Raw genomic sequence first — 18,741 nt, 5'->3', positions numbered from 1 at the left:
CCGCTCAGGGTGCCACGCGCTCGACGACGAGCGGCAGCAGGTCGGGGCGGGCGCCCTCCGGGGCGACGAGGTACGCCCCCTGCAGCGCCTCGAGCGCCCGGTCGAAGCGCGCCGGCTCGTCGGTGTGCAGGGTGAGCAGCGGCTGCCCGCCGCGCACCGCCTCGCCCGGCACGGCGTGCCACTCGACGCCCGCGCCGGCCTGCACCGGGTCCTCCTTGCGGGCGCGGCCGGCGCCGAGGCGCCAGGCGGCGACGCCGACGGCGTACGCGTCGAGGGCCGTCAGCACGCCGTCGGCCGGCGCGAGCACCTGGTGCGTCTCGCGGGCGGTCGGCAGCGGCGCGTCGGGGTCGCCGCCCTGGGCGGCGAGCATGCGCCGCCAGGCGTCCATCGCGCTGCCGTCGCGCAGCCGGTCGACGGGGTCCACCCCGTCGACGCCGGCAGCGGCGAGCATCTCCCGGGCGAGGGTGACGGTGAGCTCCACGACGTCGGCGGGGCCGCCGCCGGCGAGCACCTCGACGGACTCGCGCACCTCGAGCGCGTTGCCGGCGGTGCGCCCGAGCGGGCGGTCCATGGCGGTGAGCAGCGCGACCGTGCGCACGCCGGCGTCCTCGCCGAGCGCCACCATCGTCCGGGCCAGCTCGCGCGCGTCGTCCACGGACTTCATGAACGCGCCCGAGCCGACCTTGACGTCGAGCACGAGGGCGCCGGTGCCCTCGGCGATCTTCTTGCTCATGATCGAGCTGGCGATGAGCGGGATCGCCTCGACCGTGCCCGTGACGTCGCGCAGCGCGTAGAGCTTGCGGTCCGCGGGCGCGAGGTCGTCGCTGGCCGCGCACACCACGGCGCCGACGTCGCGCAGCTGGGTGAGGACCTCCTCGTGGGTGAGCGTCGCGCGCCAGCCGGGCACCGACTCCAGCTTGTCGAGGGTGCCGCCGGTGTGCCCGAGCCCGCGGCCGGACAGCTGCGGCACGGCCACCCCGCAGGCGGCGACGAGGGGCGCCAGCGGCAGCGTCACCTTGTCGCCGACGCCGCCGGTGGAGTGCTTGTCGGCGGTGGGCCGGCCGAGGCCGGAGAAGTCGAGGCGCCGCCCGCTCGCGATCATCGCCGCGGTCCAGCGCGCGACCTCCTCGCGGTCCATCCCGCGCAGCAGCACGGCCATGGCGAGCGCCGACATCTGCTCGTCGGCGACGGCGCCGCGGGTGTACGCGTCGACGACCCAGTCGATCTGCGACGCCGAGAGCCGGCCCCCGTCGCGCTTGGTCCGGATCACGTCGACCGCGTCGTGCGCCTCGCTCATCCCTGCACCCTCCCCAGGTCCTCGGGCCCGAAGGCCCACGGCAGCACCTCGGCCATCGGCCGCACCCCGTCGGGGGTCTCCACGAGCAGCCCGGCGCCGCCGTGCTCCCACAGCAGCTGCCGGCAGCGCCCGCACGGCATGATCGTCGCCCCGCGCGCGTCGACGCAGGTGAAGGCGACGAGCCGCCCGCCGCCGCCCGCGACGAGCGAGGACACGAGCCCGCACTCCGCGCACAGCGTCACGCCGTAGCCCGCGTTCTCCACGTTGCACCCGACGACGACGCGCCCGTCGTCGACGAGCGCCGCCGCGCCGACGGGGAAGCGGGAGTAGGGCGCGTACGCCCGCCCCATGACCTCGCGCGCCGCCGCGCGCAGCGCGTCCCAGTCCACCTCGGGGCGGCCCGGCCCGCTCACGGCTTGTACGGCACGCCGTCGGCCGCCGGCGCGCGGACCTTCCCGACGAGGCCGGCGACCGCGAAGAGCGTGGCGAGGTAGGGGGCCATGAGCATGAGGTCGCTCGGGATCGGCGTGCCGAGGATGCCCAGGACGCTCTGCAGCTGGTTCGCGAAGCCGAAGAGCAGCGCCGCGGCCAGCGCGCCGAGCGGGCTCCACCGGCCGAAGATGAGCGCGGCGAGGGCGATGAAGCCCTGCCCCGCCGTCATCTCCTTGCCGAACGCCCCGACCGCGCCGAGGGTGAAGTACGCGCCGCCGAGCCCCGCCACGAGCCCGCCGAGCAGCACGTTGCGCCAGCGGGTCCGGTTGACGTCGATGCCGACCGTGTCCGCCGCCTTGGGGTGCTCCCCGACCGCGCGGACCCGCAGGCCCCAGCGGGAGTGGAACAGCGCCACGTGGATGACCACGACGGTGGCGTACATGAGGTAGACGATGATCGACTGGTCGAAGAGGATCGGCCCGACGAGCGGGATGTCCCCGAGCACCGGCACCTCGATCCGCTGGAACGTGTCGGGGCTGTTCCAGGTGTCGGCCTCGGGCGAGAGCAGCCGGCCGTAGAGGAAGCTCGTCACGCCGGTGACGAGCACGTTGAGCACGACGCCGACGATGACCTGGTCGACGGCGTAGCGGATCGCGAAGAGCGCCAGCAGCGCCGCGACCGCGAGGCCCGCGACGGGGGCGGCGACGAGGCCGGCGTACGGGGTGCCGAGCAGCGTCGCGACGACGGCGGACAGGAACGCCCCGCCGAGCAGCTGGCCCTCGATGGCGATGTTGACGACGCCGGCGCGCTCGCAGAGCACGCCGCCCATCGCGCCGAAGACGAGCGGGACGGCGAGCAGCAGCGAGCCCTGGAGCAGGTTGACCAGGCTCACGGCCTCGTCGGCGACCGCCCAGACGAGGAAGGACAGGACGAGCGCCAGCCCGTACGCCGGGCCGCTCCAGCGCGCCGCGGGCCGGCCGGCGAGCGCCCGGCGCAGCGCCAGGAGGGCGAGCACGACGCCGGCCACCGCGAGCAGCGTCGCGGTGGCCCGGGTCGGCAGGGCGAGCTCGGGCAGCTCGACGAGGTCGTCGGGCGCGGAGAGCCCGAAGCGGCTCGTCGCGCCGGCGTCCGAGCCCAGCCCGAAGGCGAGGACGGCGAGGAGGCCGAGCACGAGCAGGGTGACCGGCCCGCGCAGGGAGCGGCCGACGACCGCGCCGCCGCGCTCGGCGGGGCGCTGCGGCGCCTCGGGCGCCCCGGGTGCCTGGACGGTGCTCACGACCACCCCTTGGAGACCTGGCCGATGGACGACGCCCCGGCCGCGCGCACCCGGAAGATCGACCGCACCAGCGGGGGCGCGGCGATGAACAGGACGATGAGCGACTGGACGACGAGGACGATGTCGATGGGCGTGCCGGTGCGGGCCTGCATGAGGACGCCGCCCGCGCGCAGGCCGCCGAAGAGCAGGCCGGCGAGGACGGTGCCGAGGGCGGAGCCGCGCCCGAGGAGGGCGACGGTGATGGCGTCGAACCCGATGCCCCCGGAGATGCCGCCGGTGAGGTAGCGCTCGTTGCCGAGCACCAGCGTGGTGCCGGCGAGCCCGGCGAGCCCGCCGGCCACGAGCATGACCCCGGTGTACGACCGCTCGACCGAGATGCCGGCGGTGCGGGCCGCCGACGCGTTGGCGCCGACCGCGCGGAAGCGGAAGCCCACGGTGCTGCGGTGCAGCAGCCACCAGACCCCGGCCGCGGCGGCGAGCGCGAGCGGGAAGCCGAGGTTGAGGCGGAAGCCCTCGCCGAGGAAGCGGGGCAGCTGCGCGGCCCCGTCGACGAACGGGCTGATCGGGTCGCTGCGGCCGGGGCGCTGGAAGGCCGCCGTCGTGAGCAGGTAGGCGAGCAGGAACCGCGCGACGTAGTTGAGCATGATCGAGGTGATGACCTCGTGCGCGCCGGTGCGCGCCTTGAGCACCCCGACGATGCCGCCCCAGACGGCGCCGCCGAGCAGGCCGGCGGCGAGCGCGACGACCAGGTGCAGGACCACCGGCAGGTCCCAGGCGAAGCCGACGTAGCCGGCGCAGACGGCGCCGAGCACGATCTGGCCCTCGGCGCCGATGTTGAACAGCCCGGCCCGGAAGGCCAGCGCCACGGCGAGCCCGGCGGCGATGAGCGGCGCGGCCAGGGTCAGCGTCTCGGTGATCGGGCGCAGGGCGGCGGAGGTGGTGTCGGCCTGCAGGTCGACGACGGCGCCCTGGAAGAGCGCGGAGTACGCCCCGCTCACCGAGTCCCAGGCAGCGGACAGGAAGTCCGAGGGGCGGGCGGTGAGGTAGCCCAGGGTGTCGAGGACCTCCTGGTCGGAGAACACGATGAGCACCGCGCCGACCACGAGGGCGAGCACCACGGCCAGCAGCGTGAGCAGGGCCGACCCGCCCAGCACCGCGTCGCGGAGCCCGCGCAGCCCCGCGGGGCCCTCGCCCGGCGGGGCCTGCTGGGGCGACCGCTCGTCGGTCGCGCTCGTGCCGGTGCTCACAGCGCTCCTCCCGCGGTGCCGGACCCGGCGCCGCTCCCGGTCGTGGACGTGCTCGTGCGGGCCGCGGTGCGCAGGGCCTCGTCCTCGGGGACGCCGGCCATCATGAGCCCGAGGGCGTCGCGCGGGGTGTCGGGGCCGACGATGCCGACGAGGCGGCCGCGGTACATGACCGCGATCCGGTCGGCGAGGGCGAGGACCTCGTCGAGCTCGGTGCTCACGAGGACGACCGCCGTGCCGACGTCGCGCTCGTGGACGACCCGCCGGTGGACGAACTCGATGGAGCCGACGTCGAGGCCGCGGGTCGGCTGCGCGGCGATGAACAGCCGCAGCGGGCGCGACAGCTCGCGCGCCAGCACCACCTTCTGCTTGTTGCCGCCGGAGAGGGTGCCGACCGGCGTCTGCACGCTCTGGGTGCGCACGTCGAACTCCTCGACGAGGCGCCGGGCCTCGCGGCGCACGGCGGCGGGCCGCAGGGCGAGCCGCGTGCCGTACGGCTCCCGGTCGTGCTGGTCGAGCACGAGGTTCTCGGCGACGCTGAAGGTGCCGATGACGCCGTCGTGCTCGCGGTCCTCCGGCACGTAGCCGACGCCCGCGTCGAGCACCACGCGCGGCGGGCGCCCCGCGAGCTCCGCGCCGTCGAGCCGGACCGAGCCGGCCACCTTCGGCTGCAGGCCCACGAGCGCCTCGGTGAGCTCGGTCTGCCCGTTGCCCTGCACCCCGGCCAGGGCGAGGACCTCGCCCCCGTGCACGTCGAAGGAGACCCGGTCGACGGCGGTGTGCCCGCGCTCGTCGACGACGGTGAGGTCGCGCACGGAGAGCACGACCCCGCCCGGGGCCGCGGGCTCCTTGGCGACGGTGAGGCTCACCTCGCGCCCGACCATGAGCGAGGCGAGCTCGGTCTCGTCGCTCCGCGGGGACGCGGTACCGACGACCGCGCCGCGCCGGATGACGCTGATCCGGTCGGCGACCGCGCGGACCTCGCGCAGCTTGTGGGTGATGAAGACGATGGACGTGCCCGCGTCGCGCAGCTGGCGCATGATCGCGATGAGCTCGTCGGTCTCCTGCGGGGTGAGCACCGCGGTCGGCTCGTCGAGGATGAGCACCCGCGCGTCGCGCACGAGCGCCTTGATGATCTCCACGCGCTGCTGGACGCCGACGGGCAGGTCCTCCACGAGCGCGTCGGGGTCGACGTCGAAGCCGAACCGGCGGGAGAGCTCCTCGACCTGCCGGCGCGCGGCCGCCCGGTCGAGGAGGGCGCCGCGCGTCGGCTCGTGGCCGAGCATGACGTTCTCGGCGACGGTGAAGACGGGCACGAGCATGAAGTGCTGGTGCACCATGCCGATGCCCGCGGCCATGGCGTCCCCGGGGCCGGCGAAGCGGACCGGCTGCCCGTCGAGCACGATCTCGCCCTCGTCGGGCTGGTGCAGCCCGTAGAGGACGTTCATGAGCGTGCTCTTGCCGGCGCCGTTCTCGCCGAGCAGGCAGTGGATCTCACCGGGCTCGACGGTCAGGTCGATGTGGTCGTTGGCCACCAGCGCGCCGAAGCGCTTGGTGATGCCGCGCAGCTCGAGCTTCAGGGCGAGCCGCCTCCTCCGGTCGGGGTGGTGCGGGGCTGGGCGGGGGTGCGCCGGTCGGGGGCGCGCGACGGCCCGGGGCGGGCGCGTCCCGGTCGGGGACGCTACCCGCTCCCGGGCCGGCGGGGTGCTGCGTGCTGGGAGCCGGTCCGGCGTCAGGCCGGGGAGGAGTCCGACTCGATGGCGATCGTGCCGTCGATGATGCCCTGGCGGACCTCCTCGATCTCCGCCGCGAGCTCCTCCGGCACGTCCTCGGCGAGCGGGGCGAGCCCGACGCCCTCGTTCTCCAGCGTGCCGACGTACGCCTCGTTGGTGAAGTCGCCCTCGAGCGCGTCGGCCGTCGCGGCCTCCACGGCGTTGTCGACCCGCTTGAGGACCGAGGAGAGGAACAGCTCGGCGTACTGCGGGGCCGTCTCGGTGCCGTCGGAGTCGACCCACACCAGGCGGGTGCTGCCCGAGGCCTCCGCGGCCGCGGCGGCGCCGAGGCCGACCGGGCCGGCGACCGGCAGGATGACGTCGGCGCCCTGGCTGATGAAGTTCTGCGCCAGCTGGCGGCCCTTGTTCTGGTCCTCGAAGTCGCCGGTGAACGAGCCGTTCTGGGCGGCCTTGTCCCAGCCGAGGACCTGGACGTCGGTCCCCTTCTGCTCGTTGTAGTACGCGACGCCGTCGACGAAGCCGTCCATGAAGATCGTGACCGGCGGGATCTGCGCGCCGCCGAAGGTGGCGACCGTCCCGGACTCGCTCATGCCCGCGGCGAGGTAGCCGCCGAGGAACGCGGCCTCGGCCGTGTTGAACGACAGCGGCTTGACGTTCTCGATCGGCGTCTCCGGCGCGGAGTCGACGATGGCGAAGCGCTCCTCCGGGTTGGCCGTGGCGGCCTCGGAGGTCGCGTCGCCCATGAGGAAGCCGACGGTGACGATGATCCCGCAGTCGTCGGCGACGAGGCTGTTGATGTTGGGGCCGTAGTCGGCGTCGGTGCGCGACTCGACGAACTTCGGCGCGATGCCGAGGTCGGTCTCGGCCTTCTGCAGGCCGGCCCACGCGCTGGCGTTGAACGAGCGGTCGTCGATGCCGCCGGAGTCGGACACCATGCAGCCGGTGAAGTCGGCGCCACCGCCGCCGCCCGCGCCGCCGGTCGCCGCGCCGGTGCTCGTGCTGGTCGAGCCGGAGCCCGAGCCCGAGCCCTCCTCCTCGGGGGCGTCGCCGCAGCCCGCGGCGGCGATGGCCACGGCGCTGACGAGCGCGGCGAGCCGGATGGTGTTCTTCACGGGTTCTCCTGGGTGCCGAGAGCACGGACGACGGGGAATGGTAGGCAGCCGCGGGCGCCGCCCACGCCCGTACGGGGCACCTGCGACGAGGCTGGAACGGATTCGTGACCTAGCGGGGGCCCGCCGGGGTGCCCGCCCCCGCGCGCAGCAGCGCCGCGGCCACGAGGAGTCGCGTGCCCGCCCCGAGCGCCCGCTCGTCGACGTCGAAGGTGCCCTGGTGCAGGTCGTGCGAGCCCGTGGCGTCGGGCCGGGCGACGCCGAGGCGGGCCATCGCGCCGGCGGTCCGGCGCAGGAACCACGCGAAGTCCTCGCCGCCGAGGCTCTGCTCGGTCTCGACGACCGCCTCGGGCCCGAGCGCGGCGCGCCCCGCCCGCTCGAGCAGGCGCACCGACTCCGGCGCGTTGACCACGGGCGGGACGCCGCGCACGTGCTCGACCTCCGCCCGCACGCCGTACGGCGCCACGAGCGCGTGCACCACCTCGGCCACCAGCTCCGGCGCGTCCTCCCACACCCCGACGTCGAGCGTGCGCAGCGTGCCGCGGGCCAGCCCGTGCTCGGGGATCGCGTTGGGCGCGGCGCCCGCGGCCACGTGCCCCCAGACGACGGACAGCCCGGCGCGCGGGTCGACCCGCCGGGACAGCACCGCGGGCAGCTGCGTGACGACGGTGGCGAGGGCGTGGACGAGGTCGCCGGTGAGGTGCGGGCGGGCGGTGTGCCCGCCGGGCCCGGCGAGGCGCACCGAGAACTGGTCCGACGCGCCGGTGATCGCCCCGGTGCGCACCCCGAGCTGCCCGGCCGGCAGGCGCGGGTCGCAGTGCAGGGCGAGCACCTCGGGCACGTCGTCGACGACGCCCTCCTCGAGCAGGTCGAGCGCACCGCCCGGCACGAGCTCCTCGGCGGGCTGGAAGAACAGGCGCACGGGCGCGGCGAGCCGGCCCTGCGCGGCGAGCCCGGCGAGCACCGTCCCGGCCCCGGCGAGCACCGCGGTGTGCACGTCGTGGCCGCAGGCGTGGCAGACCCCGTCGACGGTCGACCGGTACGGCGCGGTCTTCTGGTCCTGCACCGGCAGCGCGTCGAGGTCGGCGCGCAGCCCCAGCGCCGGCGCGCCCGGCGGCCCCACGTCCGCGACGAGGCCGGTGCCGCCGCGCAGCACCCGCGACGGGACGCCGGCCGCGGCCAGGTGCTCGGCGACGACCCGGGTCGTGCGCACCTCGCGCCGGCCGAGCTCGGGGTGCGCGTGGAGGTCGCGGCGCAGCGCGACGAGCCCCTCGAGGCGCGGGGCGACGAGGGCGTCGAGGCTCACCGGGTCCAGCACGGGCACTCCCTGGCGGTCGTCAGAAGGCGTCGGACGGGCGGTGCACGCCCCAGACCTCGCGCAGGGCGCCGCACACCTCCCCCACCGTGGCGAGCGACCGCAGCGCCTCGCGCATCGGCGGCAGCACGTTCGCGTCGCCGCGCGCGGCCGCGCGCAGCGCGTCGAGGTGCCGGGCGACGGCGGCGCCGTCGCGGCGCGCGCGCAGGTCGGCCAGCCGGGCGGCCTGCTCCTGCTCGATCGCCGGGTCGACCCGCAGGGGCTCGTACGGCTCCTCGCTCGCCGCCTGGAAGCGGTTGAGGCCGACCACGACCCGCTCCCCCGCGTCGACGCCCTGGGCCACCGCGTACGCCGCCTGCTCGATCTCGCGCTTCTGGTAGCCCTGCTCGATCGCCCGCACGGCCCCGCCGAGCTCCTCGACCCGGGCCATGAGCGCGAGCGCGGCCCCCTCGAGGTCGTCGGTCATCGACTCCACGGCGTACGACCCCGCGAACGGGTCGACGGTCGCGGTCACGTCGGTCTCGTGCGCGAGCACCTGCTGGGTGCGCAGCGCCAGGCGCGCCGCCTTCTCCGTCGGCAGGGCGATGGCCTCGTCGTACGAGTTCGTGTGCAGCGACTGGGTGCCGCCGAGGACCGCGGCGAGCGCCTGGACGGTGACCCGCACGAGGTTGACCTCGGGCTGCTGGGCGGTGAGCTGCACGCCCGCGGTCTGGGTGTGGAAGCGCAGCATGAGCGACTTGGGGTCGCGCGCGCCGAACTCCTCCCGCATGACGCGGGCCCAGATGCGCCGCGCGGCGCGGAACTTGGCCACCTCCTCGAGCAGGGTGGTGCGCGCGACGAAGAAGAAGGCCAGCCGCGGGGCGAAGTCGTCGACGGCGAGCCCGGCGGCGACGGCCGCGCGGACGTACTCGACGCCGTTGGCGAGCGTGAAGGCGACCTCCTGCGCGGGCGTCGCCCCCGCCTCGGCCATGTGGTAGCCCGAGATCGAGATCGTGTTCCACCGCGGCAGCTCCGCGCGGCAGTACGCGAAGAGGTCGGTGGTGAGCCGCAGCGAGGCCGCCGGCGGGTAGATGTAGGTGCCGCGGGCGACGTACTCCTTGAGCACGTCGTTCTGCACCGTGCCGGTGAGCCGGTCGCCCGGGACGCCCTGCTCCTCGGCCACGAGCTGGTAGAGCAGCAGGAGCACGGCGGCCGGGGCGTTGATCGTCATCGAGGTCGAGACCTCGCCGAGCGGGATGCCGTCGAAGAGCAGCCGCAGGTCCTCGAGCGAGTCGACGGCCACCCCGACCTTGCCGACCTCGCCGTGCGCCAGCGGGTCGTCGGAGTCGTAGCCCATCTGCGTCGGCAGGTCGAAGGCGACGCTCAGCCCGCCGGTGCCGGCCTCGACGAGCCGGTGGTAGCGCTCGTTCGACTCCCTCGCCGTGCCGAAGCCCGCGTACTGGCGCATCGTCCAGGGCCGGCCGGTGTACATCGAGGCGTAGACGCCGCGGGTGAAGGGGTACGCCCCCGGCGCGCCGAGCCGCTCGGCGGGGTCCCAGCCCGCCAGGGCGTCGGGGCCGTAGACCGGCTCGACCGGCAGTCCTGACTCCGTGCGGCGGGGGTCGTCCACCCGCGGGAGCGTACGCCGGGGCCCCGCGGCCGCCCGTGTGACCTCTCAGACACGCCCGTCGAGTGGGCGGTCCGTTCACGCCTCGTTAGCATCGACGCAGGGCGCAGCCGCGTCCGCGATCAGTGCCATGGAGGCGTGACCGTGCCGGCAGGAACTCTCTACCGCGGCCGAGAGGGCATGTGGTCGTGGGTGGCGCACCGCGTCACCGGGACCCTGGTGTTCTTCTTCCTCTTCGTCCACGTGCTCGACACCGCGCTGGTGCGGGTCGACCCGGACGCGTACGACCGCATCATCGACACGTACAAGAACCCGGTCGTCAACCTGCTGGAGATCGGCCTCGTCGGCGCCGTCCTCTTCCACGCCTTCAACGGCCTGCGGATCATCATGGTCGACTTCTGGGACAAGGGCGCGCGCTACCAGCGCCAGATGCTCTGGGGCGTCGTCACGCTCTGGGCCGTCCTCATGGTCGGCTTCCTCTACCCGCTGACCATCCACAGCATCGAGACCCTCTTCGGGAGCCAGTCGTGACGGCGCCGGTCCTGCACAACCCGGTCGAGCCGCCGCGCAGCCCGCGGGCGCGCCAGCGCGTGCGCTCGGGCCGCACGAACTTCGAGCTCTACAGCTGGCTGTTCATGCGCCTGTCCGGGCTGCTGCTCATCGTGCTCGTGCTCGGGCACCTGTTCATCATGCTCGTGCTCGACGGCGGGGTGCAGCGCATCAACTTCGCCTTCGTCGCCGGCCGCTGGTCGAGCCCGTTCTGGCAGGTCTGGGACCTCCTGCAGCTGTGGCTCGCCACGCTGCACGGCACCAACGGCCTGCGCACGATCATCAACGACTACGCCGAGCGCGACCTCACCCGCTTCTGGCTGAAGATGCTGCTCTACAGCGCGGCCCTGCTGACGATCGGCCTCGGCACGCTCGTCATCTTCACCTTCGACCCGAACATCGCCTGAGGGGAGCGCGAGCGTGCAGACCCACAAGTACGACGTCGTCATCGTCGGCGCGGGCGGCGCCGGGATGCGCGCGGCGCTCGAGTCCGCCGACCGGACCCGCACCGCGGTCCTCACCAAGCTCTACCCCACCCGGTCCCACACCGGCGCGGCCCAGGGCGGCATGTGCGCCGCCCTCGCCAACGTCGAGGAGGACAACTGGGAGTGGCACACCTTCGACACCGTCAAGGGCGGCGACTACCTCGTCGACCAGGACGCGGCCGAGGTGATGTGCAAGGAGGCCATCGACGCGGTCCTGGACCTGGAGAAGATGGGGCTGCCGTTCAACCGCACCCCCGAGGGCCGGATCGACCAGCGCCGGTTCGGCGGGCACACGCGCAACCACGGCGAGGCCGCCGTGCGCCGCTCCTGCTTCGCCGCGGACCGCACCGGCCACATGATCCTGCAGACGCTCTACCAGAACTGCGTCAAGCGCGGCGTCGAGTTCTTCAACGAGTTCTACGTGCTCGACCTCGTCATGAACGAGGGCCGCACGGCCGGCGTCGTCGCGTACGAGCTCGCCACCGGCGAGATCCACGTCTTCCAGGCCAAGAGCGTCGTCTTCGCCTCCGGCGGCTTCGGCAAGGTCTTCAAGACCACGTCCAACGCGCACACCCTCACCGGCGACGGCATGGGCATCGTGTGGCGCAAGGGCCTGCCGCTGGAGGACATGGAGTTCTTCCAGTTCCACCCGACCGGCCTGGCGGGCCTGGGCATCCTGCTGTCCGAGGCCGCGCGCGGCGAGGGCGGCATCCTGCGCAACTCCGAGGGCGAGCGCTTCATGGAGCGCTACGCCCCGACGATCAAGGACCTCGCCCCGCGCGACATGGTCGCCCGGGCGATGTCCACCGAGGTGCGCGAGGGCCGCGGCTGCGGCCCCGACAAGGACTACGTCCTGCTCGACCTCACGCACCTGCCGCCGGAGGTCATCGACGCCAAGCTGCCGGACATCACGGAGTTCGCGCGCACCTACCTCGGCGTCGAGCCCTACACCGAGCCGGTGCCGGTGTTCCCGACCGCGCACTACGCGATGGGCGGCATCCCGACGAACATCGAGGCCGAGGTCCTGCGCGACGACATCCACGTCGTCCCCGGCCTCTACGCCGCGGGCGAGGTCGCCTGCGTGTCGGTGCACGGCGCCAACCGCCTGGGCACCAACTCGCTGCTCGACATCAACGTCTTCGGCCGCCGCGCCGGCATCGCCGCCGCGGAGTACGCGCTGAAGGCGGGCTGGGTCGAGCTGCCCGAGGCCCCCGAGGCGGCCACCGTGCAGCTGCTCGAGGGCCTGCGCAGCGGCGAGGGCGGCGAGCGGACCGCGGCGATCCGCAAGGAGCTGCAGGACACGATGGACCTCAACGCGCAGGTCTACCGCACCGAGGCGACGCTCAAGCAGGCCGAGAACGACATCAGCGTGCTCAAGCAGCGCTACGCGAACGTCACGGTGCAGGACAAGGGCCAGCGCTACAACACCGACCTCCTCGAGGCCGTCGAGCTGGGCTTCCTGCTCGACCTCGCCGAGGTGCTCGTGGTGTCGGCCAAGGCCCGCAACGAGTCCCGCGGCGGGCACTTCCGCGAGGACTACCCGACCCGCGACGACGTCAACTTCATGCGCCACACCATGGCGTACCGCTCCGTGGACGCCGACGGCACGCCGGGCGTCCACCTGGACTACAAGCCCGTCATCTCGACCCGGTACCAGCCGATGGAGCGCAAGTACTGATGAGCACCACCCTCGACACGCCCGCGGCCCCGGAGAGCGGCACGGGTCCCGACACCCGGCAGTTCACCGTCACCCTGCGGGTGCGTCGCTACAACCCGGAGCTCGACGCCGAGCCGCACTGGGAGGACTACCAGGTCACCGTCCAGGCGACCGACCGGGTGCTCGACGCCCTGCACACCATCAAGTGGGAGCAGGACGGCACGCTCAACTTCCGCCGCTCCTGCGCGCACGGGGTCTGCGGCTCCGACGCGATGCGGATCAACGGGCGCAACCGGCTGGCCTGCAAGACGCTCATCAAGGACGTCTCGCCGGACAAGCCGATCCTCGTCGAGGCGATCAAGGGCCTTCCGCTGCTGAAGGACCTCATCGTCGACATGGAGCCGTTCTTCGACGCCTACCGCGACGTGATGCCGTTCCTCATCACCTCGGGGCAGGAGCCGACGCGCGAGCGCCTGCAGTCGCAGGAGCAGCGCGAGCGCTTCGACGACACGACCAAGTGCATCCTCTGCGCAGCGTGCACCACCTCGTGCCCGGTGTTCTGGACCGACGGGCAGTACTTCGGCCCGGCCGCGATCGTCAACGCGCACCGCTTCATCTTCAACAGCCGCGACGCCGGCGGCGAGCAGCGGCTGGAGATCCTCAACGAGAAGGAGGGCGTGTGGCGCTGCCGCACGACCTTCAACTGCACCGAGGCCTGCCCCCGCGGCATCGAGGTCACCAAGGCCATCACCGAGGTGCGCCGGGCCCTGCTCTACCGCCGGGTCTGACGCCCCGCACCGCCTGCACGACCCGCTCCGCCCGCACGACCCGCACGACCCGTACGACCGGGGGCCGCCCGCGCACCGCGCGGGCGGCCCTCGCCGTCTCCAGGCCGCGACCACGCACCTCCCCGGCCGTGATCATGCGCCTCCCCGGCCGCGATCATGCGCCCGCCGGCCCCGGGTCGTCCGGCTGCAGCCCGTCGAGCTCGGCGTCGGCGGCCGCGACCACCGGCACGTCCAGGTCGTCCACCTCGAGCTGCCAGTCGCCCACCCGGATCCAGCAGCCGGTCTGCACCTCGACCGGCCCTAGGCGCGTCGCGCGGGGCAGGCGCTGCAGCACGCCGGTGGGCCGGCCGCGCCGCCAGCGCGAGCAGGACAGCAGCACCACCTGCTCCGCGGTCACGACGACGAGCACGCTCGCGGTGCCGACGACGGGGACGCCGCCGGCCATGACGACGCTGCCCTCCAGCACGTAGCGCGGCTCCTGCCCGGGCAGCAGCGCCCGGACCCGCTCGCGCACCTCGGCCCGCACCGGCACGTGCCCAGGGTGGCACCGCGGTGCGCCCGGTGTCAGGCGCTCTCGCGCGGCGCCGGCGGGGCGACCCGCCGCGGCATCGCGAGCACCGCGCCGACCATCGCCACGGCCGCGACGAGCACGCCGACGAACACGGCGGACGAGGCGTCGCGCAGCGCGGCCCCGCGCGCCGGCGCGTCGCCGAGCGAGGCGTTGGCCACGGCGCCGAGCACGGCGACGGCGAGGGCGCTGCCCAGGGAGCGCGAGAAGAGGTTGCTGCCGGTGACCACGCCGCGCTCGGCCCAGCCGACGCTGGACTGCGCGGCGACGAGCGTCGGCACGGCGGTGAAGCCCAGCCCGGCGCCGACGACGAAGCAGGCGAGGGCGACGAGCAGCAGGCTGCCGGCCCGTACCGCGGCGACGACGAGCGCGGAGCCGGCCACGGCCAGGGCGGTGCCGAGCAGGGCGGTGGCGCGGAAGCCGTACCGCAGGTAGAGCCGCCCGGCCACCGCCGCCGCGAGCGGCCAGCCGACGGTGAGCGCGGCGAGCGCGAGCCCCGCGGTGACCGGGCCCGCGCCGAGGACGCCCTGGGCGTAGGTGGGCACGTACGAGGTCAGCCCGAGGACGACCGCGCCGACGCCGACGGAGGCCAGGCTCGTGGCGAGGAGCAGGCGGCGGGAGAAGACCCACAGGGGCAGCACCGGCGCGGCGACCCGCCGCTGCACCGCCACGAACGCCGCGAGCAGCACGAGCCCGCCCAGCAGCACGGCCACCGACGGCACCGAGGCCCACGCCCACGCCTGGCCGCCCTCGAGCAGGCCGAGGATGAGCAGCGCGCAGCCGGTGCTCAGCAGCCCGGCCCCGAGGTAGTCGACCCTCCCCCGCTCGCCGCGCAGCCGCTCGCGGAAGGTCCGGTGCAGCACCAGGCCCGCGACGAGGCACAGCGGCAGGTTGACCCAGAAGATCCAGCGCCAGGAGACGTACTCGGAGAACGCGCCGCCGAGCGTCGGGCCGACGACGGCCGAGATCCCCCAGACGCTCGCGATGTAGCCCTGGACCCTCGCGCGCTCCTCGAGGCTGTAGACGTCGCCGACGATCGTGACGCTCATCGGCAGCACCGCGCCCGCACCGAGGCCCTGCACCGCGCGGGCGAGGATGAGCACCGGCATCGACCAGGCGGCGCCGCAGAGCACCGAGCCCAGCAGGAAGAGCCCGATGCCGGCGAGCATGACCGGCTTGCGGCCGGCGACGTCGGCGAGGCGCCCGTACACCGGGGTGGAGACCGCCTGCGCGAGCAGGTAGAGCGAGAAGAGCCACGGGAACTGGCTGAAGCCCCCGAGGTCCTCGACGATCGAGGGCACCGCCGTCGCGATGATCGTCGAGTCGAGCGCGACGAGCGCCGTCGAGAGCATCAGCGCCCCCAGCAGCGGCCCGCGCTCGGAGCGCAGGCCGACCGAGCGGCGGGTGGCGGCCGGCGGCGCGGCGGGGGTGCTCACTCCCGGGGCGAACCCCGGGCCGGGGCGGGTTGTTCCGGCTCGTTGCGCCGGGCACCCGTACGCCTCACCGGGCGGGCTCGCGCTCCCGCCGCACCGGCGCGGGGGTCCCGCGCAGCCCCCGCACCCCGATCGCCCCGACGACCAGCCCGACGCCCAGCGAGGCCGCGGTGAGCACGAGGTGGACGAGGAAGAACGACGTGGGACCCGCGTCCCAGGAGCGCTCGTCCTGCCAGATGTTGCGCAGGAAGCCCGGCCACACGAGCCACTGGAAGACGCCGGCCAGGACGAGGGCCCAGGCGGAGCGGCGGGACAGGAGCATGCCCCCAGGGTCGCACCCGGCGCGTCGCGGCGCCCGCCGCGGGGGCGCTGCCTACGGTGGCCTGCACCATGACGGCACGCTCCCTGGTCGGTGCTCGATGACCCCGCGCCCCCCGGCCCCGCACGCCCGCGCCCCGCACCCCCTGGCCCCGCGGCGGGCCCCGCGGGCCGCGCGGGCCGCGCGGGCCGCTGCCGCCCTCGCGCTGCTCGCCGCGCTCACCACGACCGGCGCCTCCCCCGCACCGACCGGCGGGGAGGCGCCGCCGGAGGTCTCGGCGGCGGCGTGGGTCGTCGCGGACGCCGGCACCGGCGACGTCCTGGCCGCGCAGGACCCGCACGAGCCGCTGCCGCCCGCGAGCACCCTCAAGCTGCTCACCGCCCTGGCGCTCATGGGCTCGCTCGACCCCACCGCCGAGCAGGTCGCCTCCGAGGCCGACGCGCGCGCGGTCGGGAGCAAGGTCGGCCTCGTGCCCGGGGCGTCGTACACGGTCGACCAGCTCTGGCAGGCGGTGTTCCTGCAGAGCGGCAACGACGCGGCGAGCGCCCTCGCGGCGGCGTACGGCGGCGAGCAGCGCACCGTGCGCGCCATGCAGGAGGAGGCCGAGCGGCTCGGCGCCGACGACACCCGGGTCGCGGGACCCACCGGGCTCGACGAGCACGGGCAGGTCAGCACGGCGTACGACCTCGCCGCCATCGGGCGGGCCGCCCTGGGGGTGCCCGGCATCGTGCAGCACGCGACCACGCTGCGCGCGGACTTCCCCGGCGCGATGCCGGCGCCCGGCGAGCGCCGGATGACGTACGAGATCGGCACCCAGCAGGACTTCGTGCGCTCGTACGAGGGGGCGCTGGGGCTGAAGAACGGGCACACGACCCTCGGCCGCGGGACCCTCGTCGCCGCCGCGGAGCGGGACGGGCGGACGCTCGTCGTCACCCTCCTGCGCAGCACCGGCGACCCCGCCGGGGAGGCCGCGGAGCTCATGGACTGGGGCTTCGCGAACGCCGCCGCGGTCGAGCCCGTCGCGCAGCTGCCGGAGCCGCGCGCGCAGGGGGCGGGCAGCGCCGCGCTCGACGGTGCCGCCGGGGAGCAGGAGCCGGGCGCGGCGGCGCTGGTCGCCTCCACGAGCGCCGTGCCCGCCGACGGCCCCTCGCTGCTGGAGCGGGCCGCCGGGGTGCTCGTACGGGTCCTCGCCGTCCTGCTCGTCGTCGTCGCGGGGCTGCGCGCCCGGGTGCTGCTGCGCCGCCGCCGGCGGCGGCTGCGCCGGCTCGAGCGGGCGGCTCAGCGCCGCCCGGGGAGCCGTGGGCGCAGCCGGCCCCGCAGCCCCGCGAGCAGCCGTGCGGGCAGCCCGCGCCGGGGAGCCCCCGCCCCCCGGCGGTCCCCGGGGCCCGTCCCGGTGCCGGCGGCGGCGTCCGCCCCGGCGTCCGCCCCGGCGTCCACCTCGGCGTCGGGCACCACGACGAGGGGCAGCGAGGACGCGGTGACCGCCTCGACCTGGGTGACCTGGGCGAGCACGGAGCGCTCGGTCGCGACCCACGACGCCGCCAGCATGAGCGCCCGCGCCGAGTAGTTGATCCACAGCAGCAGGCCGACGGCGACGGCGAAGGTCGCGTAGAGCGGGTTCGACGCGCTCGCCAGGAGCACGCCGGCCAGCTGCTTGAGCACCTCGAGGAGCACGGCGCCGAGCACGGCGCCGCCGCGCACCTGCCGCCAGGTCAGGTCGCGCGCCGAGAGCAGCCGGAACAGCAGGCTCAGCACGACGACGTCGAGCGTGAGCGCGATGCCGAGCGCCAGCAGGCGCAGCGACACCGTCGCGGCGGGCGAGCCGTCGAGCCCGACGAGCCCGAGCAGCTGCCCCGTGACCTGCGTCGCGACCGAGGACAGGCTCACCGAGAGCAGGACGACCGCGCCGACGACGACCATGACGAGCAGGTCGCGCAGCTTGCGCACCGGCAGCGCCGCGCCCTGCTCGGTCGTGCCGAAGACGACGCGCAGCCCGTCGCGCAGGGCGTCGACCGCCCCGGTGCCGGTCCACAGCAGGGTCAGCAGGCCGACCACGCCCGCGGTGGTGCCCGCCGACGCCACGTCGCCGAGGTCCACCTGGCCGGGCCCGTCGCCGAGCAGGCCCGGCAGCCACTCCTCGATCGCGGTCTCCAGGTCCTGGCGCACCCGGGGGACGGTGTCGACGAGGAGCGCGACCACCGCGAACGCCACCGCCAGCAGCGGGAACAGCGACAGGAAGACGGCGTACGTGATGCCGCCGGCCATCCGCGCCCACAGGACCTCGTCGGCGCGCCCGTACGCCCTGGCCGCGTGGTCGACGACCTCGTGGCGCGCCCGCAGCGCGTGCCAGCGCGCGAGCGCCGCGTCCCTCGCCCGGGCGAGGGCGCCGGGCACCTCAGCCCACCGCCCCGAGGGGGTAGTCGCGGTGCGGGCGCCAGACCTCGTCGGCCCCGTGGACGTAGAGGCTGAAGCGCTCGACCCGGAAGGCCGCGTCGTAGGCGCCCAGCTCGTCGTACGCCCGGTCGAGCACGTCGTCGGGCAGGTGGTGGGCCACCGTCACGTGCGGGTGGTACGGGAAGTCCAGGCTGCGCGCGAGCGGGCCCGAGCGCACCGCCTCCTCGAGCCGCTCGCAGCCGCCGATGCCCCGCGCGACCTGCACGAACACCACGGGCGACACCGGGCGGAAGGTCCCCGCGCCGCGCAGGTGCAGGTCGAAGGGCGCCGCGCCGGCCGCCACCCGCCGCAGGTGGGCGTCCACCGCGTCGAGCGCGGCCTCGTCCACCTGCGTCGGCGGCAGCAGCGTCACGTGCGTGGGCACCGACGCGGCCAGGGGGTCGCCGAGGTCGGCGCGGCGGCGGCGCAGGTCGCCGCCCCACGGCTCGGGGATCGCGATCGCGACCCCGATGGTGCGGGTCGGCACGCGCGTGCGC

Annotated in this window: 17 protein-coding genes and 1 pseudogene; 5 read left to right on the top strand and 13 right to left on the bottom strand. The window is 75.2% G+C overall.

Going from position 1 to position 18,741, the window contains the following annotated elements:
* Nucleotides 1-4 precede the first annotated feature (4 nt).
* From D5H78_RS11515 to D5H78_RS11480, 8 genes are all read right to left on the bottom strand, one after another.
* Nucleotides 5-1,297, bottom strand: a complete 1,293-nt coding sequence (locus D5H78_RS11515; protein ID WP_119950637.1) for a thymidine phosphorylase — start codon at nucleotides 1,295-1,297, stop codon at nucleotides 5-7.
* Nucleotides 1,294-1,710, bottom strand: coding sequence for a cytidine deaminase (locus tag D5H78_RS11510; protein ID WP_119950636.1), 417 nt, complete (start codon nucleotides 1,708-1,710; stop codon nucleotides 1,294-1,296). Before D5H78_RS11510 ends, D5H78_RS11515 begins: the two co-directional genes overlap by 4 nt.
* Entirely contained in the window at nucleotides 1,707-3,005 is a 1,299-nt protein-coding gene (locus tag D5H78_RS11505; RefSeq protein ID WP_218566520.1) for an ABC transporter permease, read from the bottom strand. Before D5H78_RS11505 ends, D5H78_RS11510 begins: the two co-directional genes overlap by 4 nt.
* Nucleotides 3,002-4,252, bottom strand: coding sequence for an ABC transporter permease (locus tag D5H78_RS11500; RefSeq protein WP_119950634.1), 1,251 nt, complete (start codon nucleotides 4,250-4,252; stop codon nucleotides 3,002-3,004). Before D5H78_RS11500 ends, D5H78_RS11505 begins: the two co-directional genes overlap by 4 nt.
* On the bottom strand, nucleotides 4,249-5,829 hold the full coding sequence (locus tag D5H78_RS11495) for an ABC transporter ATP-binding protein (protein ID WP_119950845.1): 1,581 nt from the start codon (nucleotides 5,827-5,829) through the stop codon (nucleotides 4,249-4,251). The genes D5H78_RS11500 and D5H78_RS11495 overlap by 4 nt, the downstream gene beginning before the upstream one ends.
* A gap of 152 nt (nucleotides 5,830-5,981) precedes the next feature.
* Nucleotides 5,982-7,094 (bottom strand): BMP family lipoprotein, encoded by a 1,113-nt coding sequence (locus tag D5H78_RS11490; protein WP_119950633.1) that lies wholly within the window; start codon nucleotides 7,092-7,094, stop codon nucleotides 5,982-5,984.
* 109 nt (nucleotides 7,095-7,203) lie between these two features.
* Nucleotides 7,204-8,409: an amidohydrolase gene (locus tag D5H78_RS11485; protein ID WP_218566518.1), complete on the bottom strand. Its 1,206-nt coding sequence runs from the start codon at nucleotides 8,407-8,409 to the stop codon at nucleotides 7,204-7,206.
* 19 nt (nucleotides 8,410-8,428) lie between these two features.
* Nucleotides 8,429-10,015, bottom strand: a complete 1,587-nt coding sequence (locus tag D5H78_RS11480; RefSeq protein WP_119950631.1) for an acyl-CoA mutase large subunit family protein — start codon at nucleotides 10,013-10,015, stop codon at nucleotides 8,429-8,431.
* Nucleotides 10,016-10,156: 141 nt separating this feature from the next.
* Between D5H78_RS11480 and sdhC the strand changes: the two genes are divergently transcribed.
* From sdhC to D5H78_RS11460, 4 genes are read left to right on the top strand one after another with little or no spacing between them, the layout of a single operon-like run.
* Nucleotides 10,157-10,543, top strand: a complete 387-nt coding sequence (sdhC, locus tag D5H78_RS11475) for a succinate dehydrogenase, cytochrome b556 subunit (RefSeq protein WP_119950844.1) — start codon at nucleotides 10,157-10,159, stop codon at nucleotides 10,541-10,543.
* Nucleotides 10,540-10,968 (top strand): succinate dehydrogenase hydrophobic membrane anchor subunit, encoded by a 429-nt coding sequence (locus D5H78_RS11470; protein WP_119950630.1) that lies wholly within the window; start codon nucleotides 10,540-10,542, stop codon nucleotides 10,966-10,968. The genes sdhC and D5H78_RS11470 overlap by 4 nt, the downstream gene beginning before the upstream one ends.
* Before the next feature lie 13 nt (nucleotides 10,969-10,981).
* A complete protein-coding gene (sdhA, locus tag D5H78_RS11465; protein WP_119950629.1) occupies nucleotides 10,982-12,724 on the top strand; it encodes a succinate dehydrogenase flavoprotein subunit in 1,743 nt (580 codons plus the stop codon).
* Complete coding sequence (locus tag D5H78_RS11460; RefSeq protein WP_119950628.1) at nucleotides 12,724-13,491, top strand: succinate dehydrogenase iron-sulfur subunit; 768 nt, start codon at nucleotides 12,724-12,726, stop codon at nucleotides 13,489-13,491. The genes sdhA and D5H78_RS11460 overlap by 1 nt, the downstream gene beginning before the upstream one ends.
* Nucleotides 13,492-13,645: 154 nt before the next feature.
* On the opposite strand, the gene D5H78_RS11455 is transcribed toward D5H78_RS11460, so the two are convergent.
* From D5H78_RS11455 to D5H78_RS11445, 3 genes are all read right to left on the bottom strand, one after another.
* A complete protein-coding gene (locus tag D5H78_RS11455) occupies nucleotides 13,646-14,023 on the bottom strand; it encodes a hypothetical protein (RefSeq protein ID WP_119950627.1) in 378 nt (125 codons plus the stop codon).
* A gap of 32 nt (nucleotides 14,024-14,055) precedes the next feature.
* Nucleotides 14,056-15,495 (bottom strand): MDR family MFS transporter, encoded by a 1,440-nt coding sequence (locus tag D5H78_RS11450; RefSeq protein ID WP_218566517.1) that lies wholly within the window; start codon nucleotides 15,493-15,495, stop codon nucleotides 14,056-14,058.
* A gap of 64 nt (nucleotides 15,496-15,559) precedes the next feature.
* A complete protein-coding gene (locus D5H78_RS11445; RefSeq protein ID WP_119950626.1) occupies nucleotides 15,560-15,814 on the bottom strand; it encodes an SCO4848 family membrane protein in 255 nt (84 codons plus the stop codon).
* Between the two features lie 97 nt (nucleotides 15,815-15,911).
* Here D5H78_RS11445 and D5H78_RS11440 point away from each other — a divergent pair, with 97 nt between their 5' ends.
* Complete coding sequence (locus D5H78_RS11440; RefSeq protein WP_165865710.1) at nucleotides 15,912-17,378, top strand: D-alanyl-D-alanine carboxypeptidase family protein; 1,467 nt, start codon at nucleotides 15,912-15,914, stop codon at nucleotides 17,376-17,378.
* Between the two features lie 14 nt (nucleotides 17,379-17,392).
* Here the strand turns inward: D5H78_RS11440 and D5H78_RS20060 are convergent.
* Nucleotides 17,393-18,076: pseudogene (locus D5H78_RS20060) on the bottom strand (YihY/virulence factor BrkB family protein); the annotation flags it as partial.
* A 130-nt stretch (nucleotides 18,077-18,206) separates the two neighbouring features.
* Nucleotides 18,207-18,731: a 2'-5' RNA ligase family protein gene (locus D5H78_RS11430; protein ID WP_119950623.1), complete on the bottom strand. Its 525-nt coding sequence runs from the start codon at nucleotides 18,729-18,731 to the stop codon at nucleotides 18,207-18,209.
* Nucleotides 18,732-18,741 lie beyond the last annotated feature (10 nt).

It is taken from the genome of Vallicoccus soli, from assembly GCF_003594885.1.
GTDB lineage: Bacteria > Actinomycetota > Actinomycetes > Motilibacterales > Motilibacteraceae > Vallicoccus > Vallicoccus soli.
The sequence above is the reverse complement of the archived record's forward strand: the minus strand, read 5'-3'. Positions and strand labels throughout refer to the sequence as shown.